Consider the following 20,314-nt stretch of genomic DNA (forward strand, 5'->3'; position numbering starts at 1 on the left):
CCCGGAGGGTTGTCCGGGGGCGGGAGCGGGGGCGGGGACGGCAGGGGTGGCGGTGGGGGTGGCGGAGTCGGTTCGGGGTGGAGCGGGGCGGTCCGCGGTCGGTTCCGGGGGTCCCGGCGCGGGGTCCGCGTCCGCTCCCGTTTCCGTCTCCGCTTCTCCTTCTGCGCCTGCTTCCGCCTCCGGGTCCGCGATCGGTGCCGCGCCCAGGGCCGCCGCGCGGTGCAGGCAGCGCGGGGCCAGCAGGCAGGTGCAGACGGCCTGTCCGGCTTCGGTGACCGCGCCCGACGGGCCGGGGCGCAGGGTGACCAGGGCGTCCTCGCCGAAGCGCACGTCGAGGGACCCGTCGGCGGCCCGGACGGCCCGCTCGGCGCAGCCCTCGATCGCCGCGTCGAGCTTCTTGCGCAGCCGTGCGCTGAGCTGCTCCACGGCATCGGCGAGGACGTCGGGGGCGACGGGAGGCAGGGGTTCGGGGCTCAACGGGGTTCTCCACGGAGGCGGTCGCCCACCCAGCGGGCGAGGGCGAGCGGGCTGAGGGCGGCCACCGGCATCCCGGCGGCGACGAGTTGGCGCGCCACCGGCACCGAGTAGCGGGGCGTCCCCGCGTCGTCGAGCGCCGCGCAGCCGAGGAGGTGCGCACCGGACGCGGCCAGGGCGCGGACCTCGCCGAGGAGGCCGGCGAGTGGCGCGCCCTCCTCGAAGTCGCTGACCACGACGACGAGGGTGCGGCTCGGCACGGTGATCAGGGAGCGGGCGTGCGCGAGCCCCGCCGCGATGTGCGTGCCGCCGCCGACCCGTGCCTCCAGGAGCAGCGACAGGGGGTCGTCGACCCGGTCGGTCAGGTCCACCACCTGGGTGGAGAAGGCCAGGAAGTGCGTGGACAGGGTCGGTACGCCGCCGAGCACGGCGGCGGTGAGCGCCGACCAGATGACCGAGGCCTCCATCGAGCCGGAGACGTCGACCACGAGGACCAGGCGCCAGTCCGACTCCTTGCTCGCCCGGGTGCTGAAGACCGGCCGTTCCGGCACGACCACCACCCGGCCGTCGTCCGTGCGCCGGGTGTGGGCGAGGTTGGCGCGCAGGGTACGGGCGAGGTCGAGGCGGCCGCCGGGCCGGCGGGTGGGGCGCGGAGTGGCGAGCCCGGAGAGCGTCGGGCGCAGGCGGGTGGCCAGCTCCCGGGCGAGCTCGTCGACGAGCCGCTTCACCAGGGGCCGCAGCCGGGCGAGTCGGGACTCGGGCATGCCGCCGACCAGGGAGAGCACCGAGCCGAGGAGTTCCACCGAGGGGCGGACCGCCGCCGGGTCGAGCTGGGCGAGCACGTCGGTGCGGCCCGCGTCGGCGGCCTCGGCCAGGACCTCTTCGCGCACGTCGGCGCCGAAGAGGGCCTCCAGTTCCTGCGACCACTCGCGTGCGGTGGGGAAGGATGCCTCCTGTCCGCCGCCGCCCGACCCCGCGTCCAGGTCGTCGGCCCCCTCTCCGCGTCCGCCGCCGTACAGCTCGTCCAGGGCGCGGGCGTACCGGCGCGCGTCGGCGGAGAGCCGGTCCCGGTGGCGGCCGAGGAGGAGCCGCCAGCGGTCGGCCGGGGCGAGCCGCCGGTCCGGGGCGGTGGCGCCGCCGGGTACGGGTGTGTCGGTGTCGGTGTCGACGTCGTTGTCGGTATAGGTGTCGGTATCGGTGTCGGTGTGGACGTCGGAGTCGGCGCCGGAGTCGGCATCGGTGGTGGTGTACGGGTCGGGCAGGGCCAGGGACTTCAGGGCGGCGAGTCCGGCCGCGTCGGCCGCCGCCCACAGGGCGAGCAGCTCGGGCGGGGCGTCCAGGGAGAGGTCGAGCCGGTCGCCGAGCCGCTCGGTGACCGTGGTCAGGAGCCGGTCCCGGGCGGCCGGGGCGAGGGCGTCGAAGCCGCCGCGCAGGGCCGGGAGCCGGTCGAGGAAGTCCTGGTCGGGCAGGGCGTCGACCCGGTCGAGGAGCGGGGTGAGCGCGTCCGGGGACGTCTGGAGCAGCGGGCCGGCGGCCGTGAGCAGTCCCGCGAGGCGCTTCGTCAGGGCCCGGCGCGCGGCGGGGGAGGTCGCGCCGTCGATCCAGCCGGCCACCCGTTCGCCGAGGTCCGCGGCCGGGTCCAGGTCGAGCAGGACCCGTACGGCCAGGGCGGCGCCCTGGATCAGCGGCGAGCCCTCGGAGGCGAGTCCGGCGAGGGCCGCGTCCATCCGGAGGCCCAGGTGCCGGGCGGCCGACCGGTCCGCGAGCGCCACGAGGGCGCCGGCGTCCGCGGGGGCGTCGCTGCCGGCCAGGCCGGGCAGCGACCGCACGGCGGCCTCCAGGAGTTCACCGGTGAGCGCGCCGGCCGTGGCGCGGGCGTCCTCGGTGGTGCCGGGGTAGTGGCCGCGCCGTATGCCCTCCAGGAGGTCCAGCGCTTCGAGGAGTTCGGGCAGGGCCGCGGTGTCGGGCAGGACGGCGGAGGCCTCGCGCAGCCGCGCGTCGACCAGGTCGGGCAGGTCGCAGCGGGCGGCGGCGGTGAGTCCGGCCAGGATCTGGGCCGGGGTGGGGCCGCCCTCGGCGGCCTCGCGGCGCGCGGTCTCGGCCAGGGTGCCGGCGGCGGCCTGGGCGGCGGTGACTCCCCGGACTCCGGCGAGGTCGAGCCGGGCGGGCACGGACGGGCTCCAGGTCAGGCGCCACTTGGTGCCGAGGGCGGTGCCGTCGCCGGTGGCCGCCACGGCGAGGGGTTCGCCGTAGGAAGCGCCGATGACGAGGAGGCGCTGCAGCAGGACCTCGCGGCGCCCGTCGAGCGGGGAACGGAGCGGGTCGAGGCGTACTTCGCGGGGCTCGGGCTCCTCCGGGCGGGGCAGTCGCAACCGGGCGAGCTCCTCCTCGACCGAGGGGCCCAGGCCGGAGCGGGGCGCACGCGGGCTGATCCGGCCGCGTGCCGTACCGACGAACACGGCCTCCAGGGCGCGGGCCAGGGCGCGCCCCCTGCCGAGGGGTTCGCCCTGTCCGAGGACGGTGGTGACGGCCTCCAGGAGTTCCCCGCGCCCGGGGGCGGGGAGTCCGCGCAGCGCGGCCAGGTCGCAGGCCAACCGCAGCGTCTCGGCTGCCTCGCCGGTGCCGGCGGTGTGCCCGGCGCGGCGCATCTCCCGGCACAGGCCGGTCACCGCGGCGGCGGCCGCCTCCCGGATCCGCTCGGGGTCCCCGGCGGCGGTGAGCACGGCCTGCTGCCACAGCGGGTCGCGGATCCCGGCGGGGTAGCCGGACCGGGAGTCGAGCAGGTCGAAGGAGTACGGGACGAACGAGGTCACCGCGGCGCTGGAGGCCGAGGGTGCCGGGAGGCGGCCGAGGTCGGCCTTGCCGGGTCCGTCCGTGCCGGAGACGACGCCGGTGTTGATGCCGATGCCTCCCGGGGCGGGCCCGTCCGCATCGGTCCGGTCCGCACCGGTCGCCCCCTCCCTCTCCCCCGATGTGAGCAGCGCGGGGGCGTGGAAGGCGCCGATCACGGCGGCGACGCGGCGGTCTCCGGCCGAGGCCTCGGCGATCACCCGCCGCATCCGAGCCTCGCGGGCGAGGTCGGTGGCCGGTACGGCGGCGTCGTTCCGCAGGGCCCAGCCCACGCCCAGGGCGGCGCGGCGCACCGCCTCCGGGGAGCAGCCGGGGGCCAGTACCTCCACGGCGCGGTCCCACATGTCCTCGCCGTCCCGGCCGGTGCCGGCGGTGGCGAGCGCGGCGGCGAAGGAGCCGCGTCCCCGCCGTCCCCCGGCACCGGCACCCTCGTCCGTACCGTCGACGGCTTCGACACCGGGGAAGTCACCCGGGCCGGTCAGGGACCAGCCGGGGTCGGACAGGGGGAGGTCGCAGCAGACGACCTCCGCGCCGTGCTCGCGGGCCCACCGCACCGCCGCGAGCTCCGGGGAGAAGTCCGCGAAGGGGTAGAACGACAGGCGTCCGCCCTCGCCCGCCCCGGCCAGGGCGACGGGGGCGACGGTCTCCGGGTCCGCCAGGTGCTCCAGCCAGGGCCGGAAGTCGGCCGGGAGCTCCACGCAGACCACCTCGGCGCCCGCCTCGTCGAGGAGGGCGGGCACCACGGCGGCCAGGGCCGGGCTGTGGTGGCGCACCCCGAGGAGGTACGGGGTGCGGGACGCGGCCAGCGCGTCCACGGCCGCCCGGGGATCGAGCGAGACGAGCGGGTTGGACGGGTTGGGCGGGTCAAGAGGGTCGAGGGTGGTCACCGCAGGCTCCCGCGCAGGTCCCAGAGGCGGCGCCACATCGCCGAGCCGTTCTCGGCCCGGCGGCGGACCGGGCCGTCCCAGTAGCCGAGGAGGCGGGCGTGGTCGGCCGGGTCGTCCTTGCGGACGACCCCGAGGAGGTGTCCGGGCAGGAGGTCGAGGACGTCCCCGCCCGGGAGGTAGGCGGCAGCCACCCCGAGGGAGGCCGCGACCTGGACGGCCTCGGCGGTGGACATGACCGTGCCCGGCCGCTCCACGTCCCAGCCCTCGGTCGAGCGGCCGGAGCGCAGGTCCCGGAAGACCGTGACGAGGGCGTCCAGGACGGCGTCGTCCACGCCGAAGGAAGCGCCCGCGCGCTGGACCGCCGCGACGGCCTGGCGGCGGATCAGGACGGCCTCGGCGTCGGCGTCGGCGATCGGGTCGACGGTCTCGAAGTTGAAGCGGCGCTTGAGCGCGGCGGACATCTCGGAGACGCCCCGGTCGCGCAGGTTGGCGGTGGCGATGACGGTGAAGCCGGGCGCGGCGGTGACCACCGCGTCCTCGGTGGCGGTCAGTTCGGGGACGGTGATCCTGCGGTCGGACAGGATGGAGACCAGGGCGTCCTGCACCTCGGGCAGGCAGCGGGTGATCTCCTCGACCCGCACCACCCGGCCGGTGCGCATGGCGGCGAGCACCGGGGAGTCGACGAGGGCCTGCGGGGTGGGACCCTGGGCGAGCAGCAGGGCGTAGTTCCAGCCGTAGCGGAAGGCGTCCTCGGTGGTGCCGGCGGTGCCCTGCACGGTGAGGGAGCTGGTGCCGCAGACGGCGGCCGCGAGCAGTTCCGACAGCATCGACTTGGCGGTGCCGGGCTCGCCGGTGAGGAGCAGTCCGCGCTCTCCGGCGAGGGTGACCACGCAGCGCTCCACCAGGGCGCGTTCGCCGACGAACTTCGGGGCGATCTCCAGTTTGGCCGGCAGGCCCGCGCGGCGCTTGGGCAGGGCCAGTTCCGCACCGTCGCTGCCGCAGACGAACATGACGACCGCGCGGGGGGTCAGGGCCCAGCCGGGCGGGCGGGGGCCGGGGTCCTGTGCGGCGAGGAAGGCGAGTTCGGCGGCGTGGCGCTCCTCGGCGGGCCGGACCTGCCGGGCGGGGGCGGGCTGTTCGGTGACGGTCATGCGGGGTTCCTCCGGAAGGGGTACGGGTGTGGGCGGCGCGACACGCCCGGGACGGGGTGCGCCGCGCCGTCGCCGCGTGCGGCGTGCCACGTGCGGCGGGTGGTGCGCCGCACCGCGCCGTGGCGGGTGGTGCGGCGCACCGTGGCGGGCTGCCGACCGGCCGGTGACGGTCCGGCGATACCGGCCGGGCGGCGACGGCCGACCGCCGGCCGGTCGTTCGGCCGCCGGTCGTTCGGCTCCCGGTCGTTCAGCCGCCGGTCGTTCGGCGGGGCGACCGGTCGGCAGCCGACCGGTCGGCGGCCAGGCCGTTCGGCGGGGCGACCGGCAGCCGGCCCGGTCGGCGGCCGGTCGGTCAGCGGCGGCGCCGGGTGCGCCGGACCTTCAGCTCCTCGAAGCGGGGGACGTCGCCGTCGAGGATCCGCCGCCACGCCCGGGCGAACAGTTCGGCGGCCGGTTCGACCGGCACCAGGGCGCACAGGAACGGCCCGTACATCGGCAGCTTCCACTGCTCGACCGGCAGCCCGAGGCCCTTCTGCTCGGACCAGGCGCCGGGCAGGAACAGCGAGCGTCCCGCCCGGGCCCGTACGGCCGACACCACCAGGTCGGTGGCGGCCAGTTCGGCGCGGGCCGCCTTGAGGCGGGCCGGCTTCCAGCCCGTCCACCGGGCGGTGTCGCGGTCGGTGGGGTCGGGCAGGGCGAGGAGCATCAGGTACAGCACCGCCGCGTCGGCCCCCAGGCCGTGGGTACCGGCGACCTCCGCGACCAGGTCGGGCACGGAGCGCGAGGGGTCCTGCGGCCACCAGGTGCCGTCCTTGTCCCTCTCCCCGGCGGCGGGCGCGCCCGGGTCGGCGAGGAGCCGGGCGAACGCCGGGTCGTGGGCCCGTCGCAGGGCCGTCTCGACCCCGAACGGCCTCTGGTCGGCGCCGCGCAGGACCGCGAGATACGGGTCGGAGCCGGTGGAGTCGAGCAGTGCGGTCCGCAGGGCCGGCTGGGGCCGGTCGTCGTGCGTGGCCATGAGGACCGCGCCGTACCGCTCGTGGTCCGGTGCCGTCTCGGTCGGGGTGCCCGCCACCTTCCGGAAGTCCGGGAGGCTGGTGTAGTACCCGGCGGAGACGAGGAGTTCGGGCGAGGCCAGGCGCTGCCGCACGGCGGTGAGGGCGCTGGGCAGCGCCGCCCGCGCGGGGTCGCCCGCGGGGAGCCGGTGGGCCAGCCAGGCCGCCAGGCCCATCGAGGCGGTCAGCACCGATTCGGTGAACGGGTGGGCGGTCGGGGTCACGGGCTCCGGCCGGTCCCCCGCGATGTGCCACGCCACGTCGGTGGAGAGCTCGGGCGACGCGGCGGGATCGAGGAGCGCCGGAAGGGCCCGGTGGACGGACCAGCCGGTGACGACCCCGCGGGTGGCCTCCGCGATCAGCCGGTCGGGGACCCGGGTGCGCCGTCCCACGTACGCGTTCCAGGCCGCCGCCGCCGACGCCGTGTCGGGGCCCTCGGTCCACAGGCGCTCCGGGTCCTCGGGCAGGAGCGCCGCCACCACGGCCCGCCGCACCTCGACGGAGAGCGCGCGCAGTTCGTCGCGTGCCTGGGCCGCCTCGGCCACCTTCAGGCCGAGGGACGTGCGCAGCTCCGTCGGCAGGAAGCTGTTCCCCCAGTCGTCCACGTTCGGCATGCCGGCGAGGACGAGCCGGGCCAGTGCTCCGGGGACACCGGTGAGCCTGCTGAACTCCTCGGCCGCCTCCGGGAGGAAGGGGGCCTCCCCCCGGCTCTCCGCCTCTCGCAGGAAGGCGGTCAGCCAGTCGGCGCCGCGCGTGCGGTCGCCGATCGGCGTCGCGGTGCGCAGGGTGTACGGGGCGGGTGCCCCGAACCGGCCGTCGGGAGCGTGGAGGAGCGCCTCGAACTCCCGTCCGTCGTCGACGGACCAGTCGTTCCCGGTGATTCCGAGGGCCGCTCCCCCGCCGAGCGGGAGGACGGTGCCGTAGGAGGTGGGGCGTTCCAGGCCGTCGGGAGTGTGCAGGTGGGGGGTGGCGAGGTGGAGGACGACCCGGCGCCAGTGGTCGGTCGAGTTCTCCGTCGAGGCGAGGCCCAGGGCGTCGACCCGGCCGAGCACGTCGAGCAGTGCGGCCCGGTGCTCGTCACCGCTGCCGGGCGCGACGGCCCGGTAGGCGATCGCCGCCGGTTCGTTCAGGAGGGGGACGAAGGAGAACGGGGAGTACGGCAGGGAGGGCAGGTCGTGGTGGAGCGTCCCCGGGGGGACCGGGGCGGAGGCGCCGGCCCGTGCCGCCGCCAGTTCCTCCAGGAGGCGGTGGGCCACGTCCGAGGCGGCGCCCCGGTTGTAGTGGCGGGAGCCGGTGAGTCCGTCGAGCGCCTCGGCGAGCAGGCTGTCGTGGGGGCCTTCGGCGCGTGCTTCCGCGGGCTCGGCCGCCGGGTCGAGCCGGGCGGCCACGGAGTCCAGGGCCTTCTGCTGCGCCACGGCGAAGCGCAGCGCCTTCACGACGCCCGCGACCAGCTCGGGCGCGGTGATCCCGGGCAGCGCGGCGGTCACGAGGTCCGGGAGGTCCGTGGCCCGCTCGGCGAGGAGGGCCGCCTTCAGGAGCGTGCCGGCCGTCTCCGCGTCGGCGGCGCGCAGCGTGTCCGAGCCCCGCGGGTCGCGCGGGCGCAGCGCGTGGAAGTGGGACAGCGGCGGCAGGGGCGTGGCGGCGGTGCCGTAGATGTCGTTCCGGTCGCTGTCGGACGTCGTCGTGATCACGCCGTCCGGGTCGGTGAGCAGCAGTTCCCGCCACTGGCGGGTCAGGGCCCTGGGCCGGTCGTCGCCGGGGAATGTCAGGGCGGCGACGGGCATGTCGGAGCCCTCGGGCAGGGAGACGCTCCGGCCTGCGGTGTCGCCGGCGCACCAGCCGTCGCCGGGGATCCGCACGATCCGCCAGCCGAGCAGGCCGTCGGCGGGGGTGCCCAGGGCCGAGCCCTCCACCGCGGGGGCGGGGCGCAGCCACGAGGAGCGGGCGGCCAGTCGGGCACCGGGGGCGTGGGAGCGGGTCGCGTCGGCGAGGAAGCCGGGCAGGGAGCGCCGGCCCCGGGCGTTCTCCGCGGGGTCGTACTCGACCCAGCCGCTGTCGTCGTGCCGCTCGTCGTTCTCGTACCGCTCGGCGCGCTCCCACGCCCAGTACGAGATGCCGTCGGAGATCACCTCCCGTTCCCGGGGCAGCTTCGTGTCGCCGGCGTGCAGGACCCCGGCGCCGGTGGTGCGGCCGCCGCCGGGCAGCGGCAGGCTGGGCTGGTCGGAGCGGAGGGACCAGTAGCTGATGTCGCCGTCCAGGGTGAACACGCGGTCGGGCGCGGTGTGCCAGTAGCCCTCGGCCGGGCTGCTGCCGTAGCCGGTCCAGAACACGAGGAGGGCGCCGTCGACGTAGTGGAAGCCGCACCGGTGGGAGGACCGGCCGGTGGGCCCGCGCAGGTCGTGGGTGAGGACGGTGGAGTCGGCGTCGATGACGCGCACCCGGGTGGAGTTGGCGACGATCAGGTACGGCCAGGCCTCGAAGACGGAGAGGCCGTCGAGCTTGTCGCGCCCGGGGGCCAGGTCCGCGACGGCCTCCTCCCACGCCGGCCAGTGGAACTCCTCCCACAGGCCGCCGCGCAGGGTGCGCGCCAGGGTCTCTCCGAGGTCGGCGCCGGCGGCGGCCGCGACCTCCTCCGGTGCGAGCGCGAGGGCTTCGGCGGGCAGCCACGACAGGCGGGCGATCGCTTTGGGCACCCCGGGCAGTCCGGCCGCGACCGAGTCGCGTGCGACGTCGCGCATCCACTCGGCGAGCATCGGGCGGCCACCGGCCGAGGCGGCGAGCCGGCGCATCACGTCCGCTCCGGAGGAGGCGTCGTGGTAGGAGTTCGCGGCGCGCCGGAAGGCGGGGCGGAAACGGGGGTCGGCGGCGATCGCGGCCAGGTCGCGGGGGTTCTCGCCGCGCGCCCAGTCCGACAGGTTGAGGGAGGCGGCGTTCGTCCTGGGGCCGTCCACGGCCGGGTCGGCGACCGGGACGTCCAGCGCGAGCAGCAGGTCGAGCAGGTCCAGGTCCTCGACGCCGATCCGCAGGACGCCCTGGCCGTCGGGGCGGGTCGCGAGGTCGGCGCGCAGCCGTCCGGCGGCCCGCTCCACCAGGTCGAGGAGGGCCGGCGGGGTGGGGCGGCCGCCCCAGCCCCGGTGCCGGGCGGTGTGGAAGCGCTCCAGCCAGCCGGCCGCGCCGTCGGCGCAGCGCTCCTCCGGCGGGACGTCCGTGCCGGTCAGTCCGGCGTCCGCTCCGGACTCCGTGAGGATCCCCAGCCACAGGTCGGCGAACCCGGCGTCGTCGGAGGGCGGCATCAGTTCCAGGAGCGTGCCCCGTACGGCAGGGACGCGGCGGGCCAGGGCGACGAGGGCGGCCCGGTGCGTCTTCCACCAGCCGTCGGCGGCCCGCAGGGTGGCGGGCAGCGGGAGGAGTTCGGCGAGGTGGTCCTGCTCCGCCTCGGGGGCGGACAGGCCTGCGGCGCGGGCCAGGCGGCGCAGTTCCGTGGTGGCCTGGGCGGAGGGGGCGAGGCCGCCGGCGGTCCGGCGCACGCACAGGCGCCGGAAGCGCTCGTACGCCTCGGCGGGCGCGAGCCGGGCGGCGAGTTGCTTGCCGTATCCGGTGAGGACCTTCACCGGCAGCGCGCCGACCAGGGCGAATTCGAGGAAGACGGCGTCGAGCCGGTCCTCGTCGACGGCCAGGCCGTGCTGGGCCTCGCTGGTGCGGGCGCGGGCGAAGAGCTGTCCCGCGTACGTGGTGTTCTCGACGCCGAGGAAGATCCGGGCGGCCTGCTCGTAGAAGACGGGCAGGAAGTGCGGGACCGAGGAGGCGAGCCGCTCGGCGAGTTCGAGGCAGGCGTCCAGGGCGGCCTTGGGCTTGGTCCTGGCCTGCCGGGCGAGGCGGTCGAGCTCCGGTACGACCGCGAGGGCGTGGTGGCCGTCCTCGGGGTGGTGGACCAGGACCCATTCGGGGAAGCCCAGCTCCTGGCGGCGGCCGAGGCCGACGACGGCCGGTTCCCCGTGGGGTTCGAGGCCGAGGAAGCCGGCGGCGAGGTCCTCGGCGGGGCCGAGTTCGGCCGCGGCGAGGCGGACGACGACCCGGTCCTCGTCGAAAACGGGGTGGCGGTAGGTCCGGGCGGTCAGTTCGACCGCCGAGGCCCCCGCTCCCTCGGTGCCGGCCGGGAGCACGGCCCCGGCCGCGAGCAGCTCCGCGTGGTCGCGGGCCCCGCCGGGAGCGGTGTCCATGGTCCTGTCGGAAGCGGTCGTGCCGGTCACGCGTCCCCACCCTCTTCGATCGTGCGGCCGGCGTAGAGCGCGGCGGCCATGCGCATTCCCTCGGACCAGGCCACCGGTCCGACCTCGTTCAGCCGCACGGAGCGGCCCTCGTCGTCGTGCCAGCCGAGCCCGCCGGTCTCCGACTCCCCGTCCCAGTACGGTTCGCCGATCCAGACGGACGCCTCCGTGGCACGGCCGCCGTCGCGGACCCTGCAGGTGGCGTATCCGCCGGAGACGCGGTAGCCGAGCGAGGTCGCGCGGGCGGCGAGGCCGAAGCGGGAGGCGAACTTTCCGCCCGCGTAGTCCCGTACCTCCGTGGCGGTCTCCGGGTGGGCGGCGGCCGGCCTGGTCCAGGTGGCCCGGTGGATCTGCTCCACCCGCTGGGTGATGCCGAGTTCGGCCGCGAAGTCCCGCACGTCGTCCAGGTCGGGGAGGAGCACGGGGTGCGGGAGGGTGACGGTGCGCGGGGAGAGCCGTACGGTCTCGCCGTCGAGGTCGACCACCTTCAGCTCGCCGTCGGCGGTGACGTCCCGCAGGAAACCGACCTCGTCCGGGTCGTCGCCCACCACGGCCATGTCGCGGAGGGCGGACCGCCAGGCCTCGTCCGGCCACACGCGGGCGACGAGGCCGGTGGGCACGGGGAGCGAGGACACCATCCAGGTGTCGACCTGGGCCACGCACGCGGCCACGTGCCGGTCCAGCCATTCGGCGAGCCGCCGGAGCCGGTCCACCTCGGGGTGGTCCCGCAGTGCCTTCGGCAGCGTCTTCAACTGCCTTCCTCCGGCGCGCCGCGCGACCACGCGCCCCTCATCGAGGGTGATCTCGTACCCCTCGTCCGCCGTCAGCCACGCCATCGGCCGTGCCCCCTCCGCCTGTCCGTCAGAAATCGTGTCCGTCAGAAATCGCGCAGCTCGAACCGAGGGGTCGAAATCCCCTGAACCGCACGATGAAGGGGAGACTAACCAGCGCCACTGACAACGCGTGTTCGGGGCCCGGACAGGCGGTCCCGGAGCGGTCGGCCGTCGCACGGTCCGCGTGTCACGGGCTCCTCGGCGTACGAAGGCGCCGCAGGTTTCTCGCCGTGGCGCAGCACCCTCGCACCACAGGCGTCTCGCCGCGGGGGCTTCTTCCGGCGAATCGGGGGCACATCCGAACAGGTGAGGTCCGGGAGCGTTCGGCCTCGCCGTCCTTGCCGTCGCGGCCGGGAAGGGCGTAGCTGTGGGGCGGCGTACAAGATCTGGCGCCGTGGCCGTGCGGATCGGACGGAGGAACCGGGTGAGGATCCCCGCGCTCGTCGGAGCTTCGGCGGCTGTGGCGGTGCTGTGCGCGTGCGGTGCGCCGCAGGCGCGCCAGGACGGGGCGGTCCGGGCGGGCCGCGCCTTCGAGGACGCCCTCGCCGCCGGCGCCTACGGCGCGGCGTGCGAACTGCTCGCGCCGGAGAGCCGCGAACAGCTGGAGGAGGACGGGAAGCAGCCGTGCGCGCGGGCGTTGCCCTCGCAGGACCTGCCGCGGGGCGGCGGCGCGGCGCGCGTGGACGTCCACGGTCGGCAGGCGCTGCTCCGGCTGGACGGCGAGACGCTGTTCCTGTCGCAGTTCGACGACGGGTGGCGGGTGACCGCCGCCGGATGCGTGCCGGAGGGCGGCGACGAGCCGTACCGCTGCGTGCTGAAGGGGGCGTGACCGTGCGGGCGATGTTCGCCTTGTGCGTGCTGATCGTCGTGGGAGGCCTCGGGTACTTCACCGTGATCGGGATGATGCAGCGATGACGGTCGGCCGGGACCGCGGGGGCTTCTGGCGGTCGAACAGCCTCACCCTCTGCTTCGGGGTCGCCTTCCTGGTGGTCCTCGGCGCGCAGGCCGTCGCCGGGCGCGCGGAGTTCAACGAGCAGCTGGCCGTCGAGGGGTTGCAGCAGATCGGTTTCGGCGACTACCTGATGTCCTCGGACTTCGCCGTCGACGTCACCGAGAACTGGCAGTCGGAGTTCCTCCAGTTCTTCCTGTACATCTTCGGCACGGTCTACCTGCTCCAGCGCGGTTCGCCCGAGTCCAAGCCCCTGGACAGGGCGGGCACGGAGAGCGAACGCGACCAGCGCATGGGCGACCACGCGCGGGCGGACTCGCCCCGGTGGGCGGGCACCGGGGACTGGCGGCAGGCCCTCTACTCCCGGTCGCTCGGGCTCGCCATGGCCGTCTTCTTCCTGCTGTCCTGGCTGGCGCAGTCGGTCTCGGGCGTCGCCGCCTACAACGAGCTGCGGTTGCGCCAGCTCCAGGCCCCGGTCCCGTGGCGTTCCTACCTGGCCTCCTCCGACTTCTGGAACCGTTCCCTGCAGAACTGGCAGTCGGAGCTGCTGGCCGTGGCCGCGATGGCGATCCTCTCCGTGTACCTGCGCCAGCGCGGCTCACCGGAGTCGAAGCCCGTCGGCGCCACGCACGGCGCCACGGGCGTGGAGGGGTGAGGGGCGTCCCGGCGGCGGGGCGCCCGGGAAACGGCCGGCGGGCCGACCGCTGCGGGGAAAGCGCCCGGTGGGCCGACCACTGCCGGGAAAGCGCCCAGTAGGCCGACCACTGCCGGGAAAGCGCCCAGTAGGCCGACCACTGCCGGGAAGCGCCGGAGAGGTCGACCACTGTCCGGGAATCTCCGGGACGGTGCCGACCGCTGCCCGGGCAGGAGGGGAAGGGCCCGGACAGCGGCACCCGGCCCCTGCCCGGTCGGGCGGGTTCCACTCGTCCCGGCACCCCGGCGGTCCGAACCGCCGGGGTGCCGGTGGGTGCCGGGGCGCGTGGTCCTTCGTTCCACGGCCGGCGGCGTGGTCGCTCCGCCTGGTTCAGGACCCGTCGGAACGCTGGTCGGGAGGGGTTCCGCCGCCCTCGCCGCCGCCCTTGTCCCCCTTGTCCGTACCGTGTGCCGCGCCCCGGCCCCTCTCGTCGGACCGGTGGGCCTGGCGGGCCTTGAGTTCGGCGAGGTCCTGCGGGGTGGCCGCGCCCTTCCCGCTCCTTCGCTGTTCACGGCTCTGCGGACCGCTCATGGCGTCTCCTCACATCGGATGGGCCGGCGCCCTGCCGGTGCCGGTGTCCTTCTCCCCGCGCGTCTCCCCGATCCTGCGGATGCCATGCCCCGCACCCGTCCGGCGAGCGGCGGTGGCGGAGCATGGCCGACCGTGACGGGGGTAGCGGCGGAGGCACCACGCGTGGGGCGCACGGGAAGTGCGCACCGGGTGCGCGCGGCACACCGGAAGCAGGAGAAAGAAGTACGGAAGGAGGCGGAGCCATGGCCGACATCCAGGGCTTCGACCCGCGCACGGCGATCGTCACCGGTTCGGATTCCGGGATCGGGCGCGCCGTGGCGGTACGGCTCGCGGAGGCGGGTCTCGACGTGGGCGTCACCTGGCACACCGACGAGGCGGGCGCCGAGGCCACGGCGGAGGAGGTCCGCGCCCACGGGCGACGGGCGGCCGTCGCCCGCCTGGACCTGACGGAGCTGCCGGAGGCCGCCGACGTGGTCGACCGGCTCGCGGAGGAGCTCGGCGGGGTCGACGTCCTGGTCAACAACGCCGGTACGGGTACGGCGGAGTCCTTCCTCGATCTGAGCCTGGAGAAGGTCAGGGAGGTGCTCGACGTCGACCTGACGGGGCCGTTCCTGTGCGCCCAGCGCGCCGCCCGCCGGATGATCGACCGGGGGCGCGGGGGCCGCATCGTGCAGATCACCTCGGTGCACGAGCACCAGCCCCGGGTGGGCGCGGGGCCGTACTGCGCCGCGAAGGGCGGTCTCGGGCTGCTCACCCAGGTCATGGCCCTGGAGCTGGGCGAGTACGGCATCACCGTGAATTCCGTCGCGCCGGGCGAGATCGCCACTCCGATGACCGGCCAGGAGGACGAGGACGTCCGGTCCGCGTCCCGGCCGGGTGTCCCCCTGGGGCGCCCGGGGGACGCCCGGGAGGTCGCCGCCGTCGTCGCCTTCCTGGCGGGCCCCGACGCGTCGTACGTGACCGGGGCGTCCTGGGCGGTGGACGGCGGGATGCTCCGCATGGGCCCGATGGCGGGTTCGCATCTGACGTCCGACGACTGGCGCCGGCCCTGAGGGGCCCTCCCTCGCCCGTCCGGGTGCCGTACCGCGGCTGGAGAGGCCCGTGCGACGAGGACCGTCCTGTGCCCCGCCTCGGGTCGGCGGGGCACAGGACGGTTTCGGGTCGGCGGGGGCAGCCGCGGGGCCGGTCAGTCGCTCCAGCGCAGGACGGCGCCGAGGCCGCCCGCGGGTCCCGCCATCTCCTCCGGGACCACGAGGACCTCGGAGCCCGCGGCGACGCAGGCGCGCAGCAGCGCGTCGTCGGCGCGCGCCTCCTCCGGTCGGCCGATCCCCCAGCCCCTGGCCTCGGCACGGCCCGCGGCGATCTCGTCGGGGCCGGGGCCGACCCACACGGGACGGCTCGCGTCGGGGGCGTCCCGGCCGAGCAGGAGGGCGGCGACCTGGTGCTCCCGGGCGGCCGCCGCCACGGCCGGAATCCCTTCGGCGGCCGGGCCGCGGCCGGTGTCGACGGTCGTCTCGCGGTGCTCGCCGGGGCGCCCGCGCGCCCGGCGGAAGTCGTCGAGGGCGCTCCGTACCCGCTCCTGGGCGTAGCGGGAGCGGGCCTCCTCGATCTGCCGGTCCAGGAGCTCGGTGGAGGCGCCGGGCGCGCGGCTGCCGTGGTCCACCTCGACGGCGACGCTCCGGAGCCGCTGCGGCAGCCGTTCCCGTACGGCCTTGCGCTCGCGCGCGTCCCCGGCCAGGACCAGGAGGGTGCCGCCGTCCTGCGGACAGCGCCGGGCGAGTTCGCCGGCGATGATGTCGGCCGTCTCCTCCCAGGCGTCCTCCACCTTGTTGCTGTAGTGCCATTCGTACCGGTCCTGGGGGATGGAACGGTGTCCGCGGCCCTGCCACTGCTTCCCGTGGGCCTCGCCCAGGTTCCGCGTGCCGCGGGAGTCCCGCAGTTCGAGGTCGGCTCCCTCCCGGTCGATGAGGGCCACCTGGCAGGCGGGTTCGTCGCTCCGCAGGAGCACCAGGGGCGCGATGTGCGGGAGGTTCGTCCACGTGGCCCCGGCGGACGGCGGGGCCGCCGTGAGGGGGACGTCGAGGACGACCTCGCCCGCCGTCGCGAAGAGGGCGCGTCCGGGCGGCGGGCCGGAGACGGGTTCGGCGCCGAGCCGTTCGGCGACCGCGCGGATCGTGGCCGGGTCGGCGCCCTCGTCGACGAGCTGTGCGGCCGCGGCGCGGTTGCGCAGCCGCTGGATCTGCGCCGCGTCCTCCGTGGCCCTGTCGGTCTCGACGTAGACGGAGGCCCAGGGACCGGGGCGGTCCAGGAGCGGTTTGAGGAAGTCGAGGTTCATGGTGTCCCCACTGGGGTCGGAACGTGCAACGTGCGGGTGTCGGAGGCGGTCAGCGCTCCGCACCGGGCTCCTCGCGCCATCCGGACGGTCCGGATTCGTCCACCGTGGCGTCCGCCCCGGTGTCCACGTGCATCGCGGCCTCCTCGGCAGGCGCGGCCCAGTCGTCCGGGCCGACGTCCCGGGCGACCGTGCGGTTGCCCGTCTCCCTGGGGGTGTCGACCGGGGCCAGGCGGCCCGCCCGCGTGGTGCCGGCCTGCTCGTCGACGGGTTCGCCCGCGCCGCCCGGCAGGTCGCCGATGCTGTCGCCCTCCGGCGGCTGCTCGTCGGGGATCTCCTGGGCGAGCCGGTCGTCCAGCGACTCGCCCTCGCGCTGCTCGCGCTGGGTGGTGCCGTGCCGGGTCACTCCTCGCGGCCGCTCGGGGGGCGAGTAGCCGGGGCTGGCCATGTCCTCCAGGGGATCCGTCACGATCGCGTTGTCCGGGTCGAGCGCGTCGGTGGGGCGGTTGTCCACGTCGGAGTGGGTGGGCTGGTAGACGTCGTCGCCGCGGGCCTCGTCCGTGTCGGGCTCGTTGCGGTCCATGACGGTTTCCTTTCGGGGCGGGGATCGGAAAAAGGGGTCGGGAAAAGAGGGGCGGGACGGGGGCGGGGCCGACGGGGTCCGGCTCTGCCGGTGGCCGGAGCCTCAGTCGGTGGCCAGGATGATCGCGTACACGAGGAAGAACAGCGCGAACACGATGACGATGATCCACAGGGCGAGGAGCGGGCCGGTGGCCCATCCGCGCCGGAGCGGCCGGTAGGGCCCGGTCCCGGTCCCCGTACCGGACTCCGCCGGTGGCGTCTCCCCGGGCGCGATCCCGCCTCCGGCGCCGGGGCGGGGCGTGTCGGTGCTCCCTCCGGTGCCGGGTGTGTCCCGGGGCTCCGGGTCGGGGTTGCTCGGTCCGGTCATGGCTTATCTCCCTCCGGAATCCGGATGTCGCACGGCCGGTACGCGACTACCCGCCCGTGTCCGCCCTATCCGGCGTGCGGCGGGCCGACCGCGCGGCGGCCACGTGCCGGCCCGCCGGTCAATGGGCGGCGGCTCCGAACTCGGCGTGCTGGGTACGCAGGGCGAAGTCGGGCTCCGCCCCGGGTGGTTCGCCGAGCGACAGGCGTCGTGCCTCGGCGGACGCCTCCCGCATCAGGGCGTGGAACTCCTCGTCCGTGAGTCGGCGCCGCTCGCTTCTCGTCTGCTGTCCCTCGGTCCGCACTGCGGGCCTCCTCGCGGTCGTTCTGGTCGTGCTCTCGTCCCGGCGACTACCCGGTACGGGGTCGGGCAGACAGTGCCCGGCCGGCCGATTCCTTACGGTCGCGACCGATCACGGGCGGGCGTATGACCGGGCCCACTCTGGGTAGACGCGGTTCCACCCCTCAGGGAGGGGCCGTCGCGACCAGTGGCAAGGACAGGAGCAGGCGATGAACCTCACGGAAGACCCGGCCGCGCGCCGGTCGGCGAACGGAGAGGCGTACCCCGCGTCCGCCGCTCACGACCATGTGCTCGCGGGTGCCGGATCTCCCGAGCCCCGGAAGGCGCCGCGGGAGGCCCCCACGGCGCGGGGAGCCCACGAGGGCGACGCGACGGCGCTGCCCCCCGACCACACCCAGGCGATCCTGGAGACGACGAAGCAGGTCGGGGCGGTGCTGAAGGCCCTGGGGTGTCCGTTCGCCCTGGTCGGCGGTGTCGCCGCCTACGCGCACGGCATTCCGGTGCGGCTCCAGCACGACACGGACTTCGCCGTACGACGGGAGGACGCCGAGGCCGTCACGGAGGCGCTGCGGGAGAACGGCATCCGGATCGTCGAACCGCCCGAGGACTGGCTGGTCAAGGCGCGTTCCGGCGGTGAGGAGATCGATCTGATCTTCTCCCTGGCGGGGCAGCCGGTCACGACCGAGCTCCTGGACCGGGCCCAGACGCTCCCGGTGGACTCGGTCCACATGCCGGTGATCGCGCCGACCGACCTCCTGGTCTCCCGGCTGCTGGCGTTCTCGGAGCACCACTGCGACTTCGGCACCCTGCTGCCGGTGGCACGGGGTCTGCGCGAGCGGGTCGACTGGGCGCGCGTCCGCCAGGAGACGAAGGACGCCCCCATGGCCGTCGCCTTCCTCTACCTGCTGGAACTGCTCCACGTCCTGCCGGCCCACGGCCCCGCCGGCCCTTCCGGCCCCTCCGGCCCGGGTGGAGCCGACCACGGGTAGACCGCCGCACCGGCGGAGGCGCCGCGCAGGTCTCATCTGCCGGGCCGCCCCGCAAGGGCCCGACCAACCCTGTCCGGCGGCCATGGACGGTGTCGGCGCGGCTGTCGTACCGGTCGGACTACGGCAGGACAGCAGGTCCGTGGCATGTTCGGCGACGGCGTACGCGGCAGCGTCTCCTGGCGCACGGCATCGAGGAGCAGACGTCCTCAGCCCGGGCATGGCGGAGCCCCTCGCACCGGTCTGTGTGCGAGGGGCTCCGCGTCGGTCACGACCTCCCCCTTTTCCGGCGGGCGCTCGTTCCGTCTTCTCCCCCGGGGCACCGCGCCGGTACGCGGCGCGGGCTCGCGGTCATCGCGTCGGGTCTGCCGTGAGCCGGTCTAACCGGCCCAACCGGCCCCACTGGTCCGACCGGTTCAGCTCGCGTTTCGCAGCATCGAATGCACGCTCCTGCCCGTTCCCGTTGCCGTCCCCATCTTCGTCTCCGTCTCCGTCTCCGTCGAGGAGGGTGACGGCGTCGCGGTAGGCGGTGGCGGCTTCGGTCGTGCGGCCCAGGTGGCGCAAGGCGTGGCCGAGGGCGAGGCGGACGTCTCCTTCGAGGAGGCGGTCCGCCGGGCGAGATCGGCCAGGGGACCAGTTCCGCGACGAGGCGCCGTCCGCGTGCCGGACGCCGTGGAGCGCGGCGTTCGCGTCGTACTCAACGGGGATGGAAGGGAGCGGCCGCCACGGCCAAGCCGATGGCGTCGAGCTCGGCGAGGGCGCGCGTCCTTTCGGTCTCCGGCAGGAGTTCTGCCTCCCACCGGAGCATGCCCAGGTAGGAGGCGGCGGAGCGCGCCGCGGTCGTCCGGGCGTGACCTCGGTGCGCCGCCGCTCGCGCCCCGCTTCCGTACGGCGCCGGTGTTCCCGTGGCCGGCATGACTGGATGGGAAGTTCTGCCGCCTGCTTGCTCTTTCGTATTTTCGGGGCGCACCGATCGGCGGGAACCGGCTACCAGTCCACCAGGTCCACCGCCGGGCGGGCAGGATCTAAGCCGCCGCCTCGCCGCCCAGGCTGCGGACGATCGCCGCCGAGAAGGCGTCGAGGTCGCCCGGGTTGCGGGAGGTGATTAGAGGATGACCTCCGGAGGTGTCGACGACGACTTCCTCGTCCACCCAGGTGGCCCCCGCGTTCTCCAGGTCGGGGCGGAGCGAGGGGTACGAGGTCAGCCGGCGGCCCTTGGTCAGCTCGCTGTCCACGAGGAGCCACGGCCCGTGGCAGATGGCGGCCACCGGCCTGCCCGCCCCGGCGAAGGCGGAGACGAGGCGGCGGGCGTCGTCGTCCGTGCGGAGCTGGTCGGCGTTCACGGTGCCGCCCGGGACGATCACGGCGTCGAATCCGTCCGCGGAGGCCTCGGCGAGCGTCGTGTCCGGCTGGACCACGGAGCCCGGGTCCTTGTCCGAGACGAGGGTCTGGACGCCCTCGTCCTTCTGTGCGGCGACCGTGACGCGGGCTCCCGCCTCGCGGAGGGCGGCCACCGGCTTCTCCAGTTCGTCCTGCTCCGTGCCGTAGTTCGTCGTGAGGACGAGAACGTTCTTTCCGTCGAGCGACACTGTGCGTTTCCTCTCTGGTCGGCCCCCCTCGTCCCTGCGCCTCACCCTCACCCGTAAGCCTCAAACCTCACAGAAAACGCGAATAAGGCGGTCCGGCACCCCTCGGCCTCTCGGCGCCGGGTATCGGGCGGCGGGCGGCAGGCGGCAGGCGGCAGGCGGCAATGCGCACCATCGTGCGCTACTACCCCGACAATCGTGTCAAACCACTCGAAACGGGCATCCTCTTTAGAGGAAGCTCGCCAGACGGACCCCCTCCGCCGCCTTTGCACGGCAGCGGCGCAGGCCCATCGCCCCGTCGAAGGAGCCTCATGTCCACCGTCGGAAACCGTTCCATCCGCACCCGAGCCGTCGACCCGGCTCCTGATCCGGAGGTCGTCGGGAATCCGGGGGCTTCGATGCGCCGGGCCGCTCTGGACGGACTGCCCGAGCTCACCCGCCCCACCACCGTCTCCACCGACGACGCCCAACCCCT

14 protein-coding genes and 1 pseudogene are annotated in these 20,314 nt (G+C 75.5%); 4 read left to right on the plus strand and 11 right to left on the minus strand.

Annotated features, from left to right (window positions below; genetic code table 11):
- From OO47_RS31495 to OO47_RS31515, 5 genes and pseudogenes are all read right to left on the minus strand, one after another.
- Window positions 1–477: pseudogene (locus tag OO47_RS31495) on the minus strand (SWIM zinc finger family protein); the annotation flags it as partial.
- Window positions 474–4,211 (minus strand): vWA domain-containing protein, encoded by a 3,738-nt coding sequence (locus OO47_RS31500; protein ID WP_051716180.1) that lies wholly within the window; start codon window positions 4,209–4,211, stop codon window positions 474–476. The pseudogene OO47_RS31495 and the gene OO47_RS31500, both read right to left, overlap by 4 nt.
- On the minus strand, window positions 4,208–5,362 hold the full coding sequence (locus OO47_RS31505) for an ATP-binding protein (protein WP_030217369.1): 1,155 nt from the start codon (window positions 5,360–5,362) through the stop codon (window positions 4,208–4,210). The genes OO47_RS31500 and OO47_RS31505 overlap by 4 nt, the downstream gene beginning before the upstream one ends.
- A 352-nt stretch (window positions 5,363–5,714) precedes the next feature.
- Window positions 5,715–10,634, minus strand: a complete 4,920-nt coding sequence (locus OO47_RS31510; protein ID WP_030217366.1) for a hypothetical protein — start codon at window positions 10,632–10,634, stop codon at window positions 5,715–5,717.
- Window positions 10,635–10,660: 26 nt separating this feature from the next.
- On the minus strand, window positions 10,661–11,518 hold the full coding sequence (locus tag OO47_RS31515; RefSeq protein ID WP_030217363.1) for a DUF4132 domain-containing protein: 858 nt from the start codon (window positions 11,516–11,518) through the stop codon (window positions 10,661–10,663).
- A 421-nt stretch (window positions 11,519–11,939) separates the two neighbouring features.
- Between OO47_RS31515 and OO47_RS31520 the strand changes: the two genes are divergently transcribed.
- Window positions 11,940–12,344, plus strand: a complete 405-nt coding sequence (locus OO47_RS31520) for a hypothetical protein (RefSeq protein WP_234323362.1) — start codon at window positions 11,940–11,942, stop codon at window positions 12,342–12,344.
- A gap of 82 nt (window positions 12,345–12,426) precedes the next feature.
- On the plus strand, window positions 12,427–13,119 hold the full coding sequence (locus OO47_RS31525) for a DUF6766 family protein (RefSeq protein WP_030217358.1): 693 nt from the start codon (window positions 12,427–12,429) through the stop codon (window positions 13,117–13,119).
- A 369-nt stretch (window positions 13,120–13,488) separates the two neighbouring features.
- On the opposite strand, the gene OO47_RS31530 is transcribed toward OO47_RS31525, so the two are convergent.
- The gene (locus OO47_RS31530) at window positions 13,489–13,689 is read right to left on the minus strand and encodes a hypothetical protein (RefSeq protein ID WP_030217356.1); all 201 of its coding nucleotides are present in this window, start codon (window positions 13,687–13,689) and stop codon (window positions 13,489–13,491) included.
- Between the two features lie 242 nt (window positions 13,690–13,931).
- Here OO47_RS31530 and OO47_RS31535 point away from each other — a divergent pair, with 242 nt between their 5' ends.
- Window positions 13,932–14,741, plus strand: a complete 810-nt coding sequence (locus tag OO47_RS31535) for an SDR family oxidoreductase (RefSeq protein WP_051736424.1) — start codon at window positions 13,932–13,934, stop codon at window positions 14,739–14,741.
- A gap of 134 nt (window positions 14,742–14,875) precedes the next feature.
- Here OO47_RS31535 and OO47_RS31540 read toward each other — a convergent pair whose 3' ends face one another.
- The 4 genes from OO47_RS31540 to OO47_RS31555 form a co-directional block, all read right to left on the minus strand.
- Window positions 14,876–16,024 (minus strand): baeRF2 domain-containing protein, encoded by a 1,149-nt coding sequence (locus tag OO47_RS31540; RefSeq protein ID WP_030217353.1) that lies wholly within the window; start codon window positions 16,022–16,024, stop codon window positions 14,876–14,878.
- A 49-nt stretch (window positions 16,025–16,073) separates the two neighbouring features.
- On the minus strand, window positions 16,074–16,604 hold the full coding sequence (locus tag OO47_RS31545) for a DUF5709 domain-containing protein (protein WP_051716178.1): 531 nt from the start codon (window positions 16,602–16,604) through the stop codon (window positions 16,074–16,076).
- Between the two features lie 102 nt (window positions 16,605–16,706).
- Window positions 16,707–16,970, minus strand: a complete 264-nt coding sequence (locus OO47_RS31550) for a DUF6480 family protein (RefSeq protein ID WP_030217348.1) — start codon at window positions 16,968–16,970, stop codon at window positions 16,707–16,709.
- Window positions 16,971–17,088: 118 nt separating this feature from the next.
- Entirely contained in the window at window positions 17,089–17,271 is a 183-nt protein-coding gene (locus OO47_RS31555; RefSeq protein ID WP_030217345.1) for a hypothetical protein, read from the minus strand.
- 205 nt (window positions 17,272–17,476) lie between these two features.
- Here OO47_RS31555 and OO47_RS33735 point away from each other — a divergent pair, with 205 nt between their 5' ends.
- The gene (locus OO47_RS33735) at window positions 17,477–18,256 is read left to right on the plus strand and encodes a nucleotidyltransferase family protein (RefSeq protein ID WP_051716177.1); all 780 of its coding nucleotides are present in this window, start codon (window positions 17,477–17,479) and stop codon (window positions 18,254–18,256) included.
- 1,022 nt (window positions 18,257–19,278) lie between these two features.
- On the opposite strand, the gene OO47_RS31570 is transcribed toward OO47_RS33735, so the two are convergent.
- A complete protein-coding gene (locus OO47_RS31570; protein ID WP_030217338.1) occupies window positions 19,279–19,842 on the minus strand; it encodes a type 1 glutamine amidotransferase domain-containing protein in 564 nt (187 codons plus the stop codon).
- Window positions 19,843–20,314: the final 472 nt, after the last annotated feature.

Origin of the sequence: Streptomyces bikiniensis (assembly GCF_000716625.1) — a bacterium.
In the GTDB taxonomy this organism is placed as follows: domain Bacteria; phylum Actinomycetota; class Actinomycetes; order Streptomycetales; family Streptomycetaceae; genus Streptomyces; species Streptomyces bikiniensis.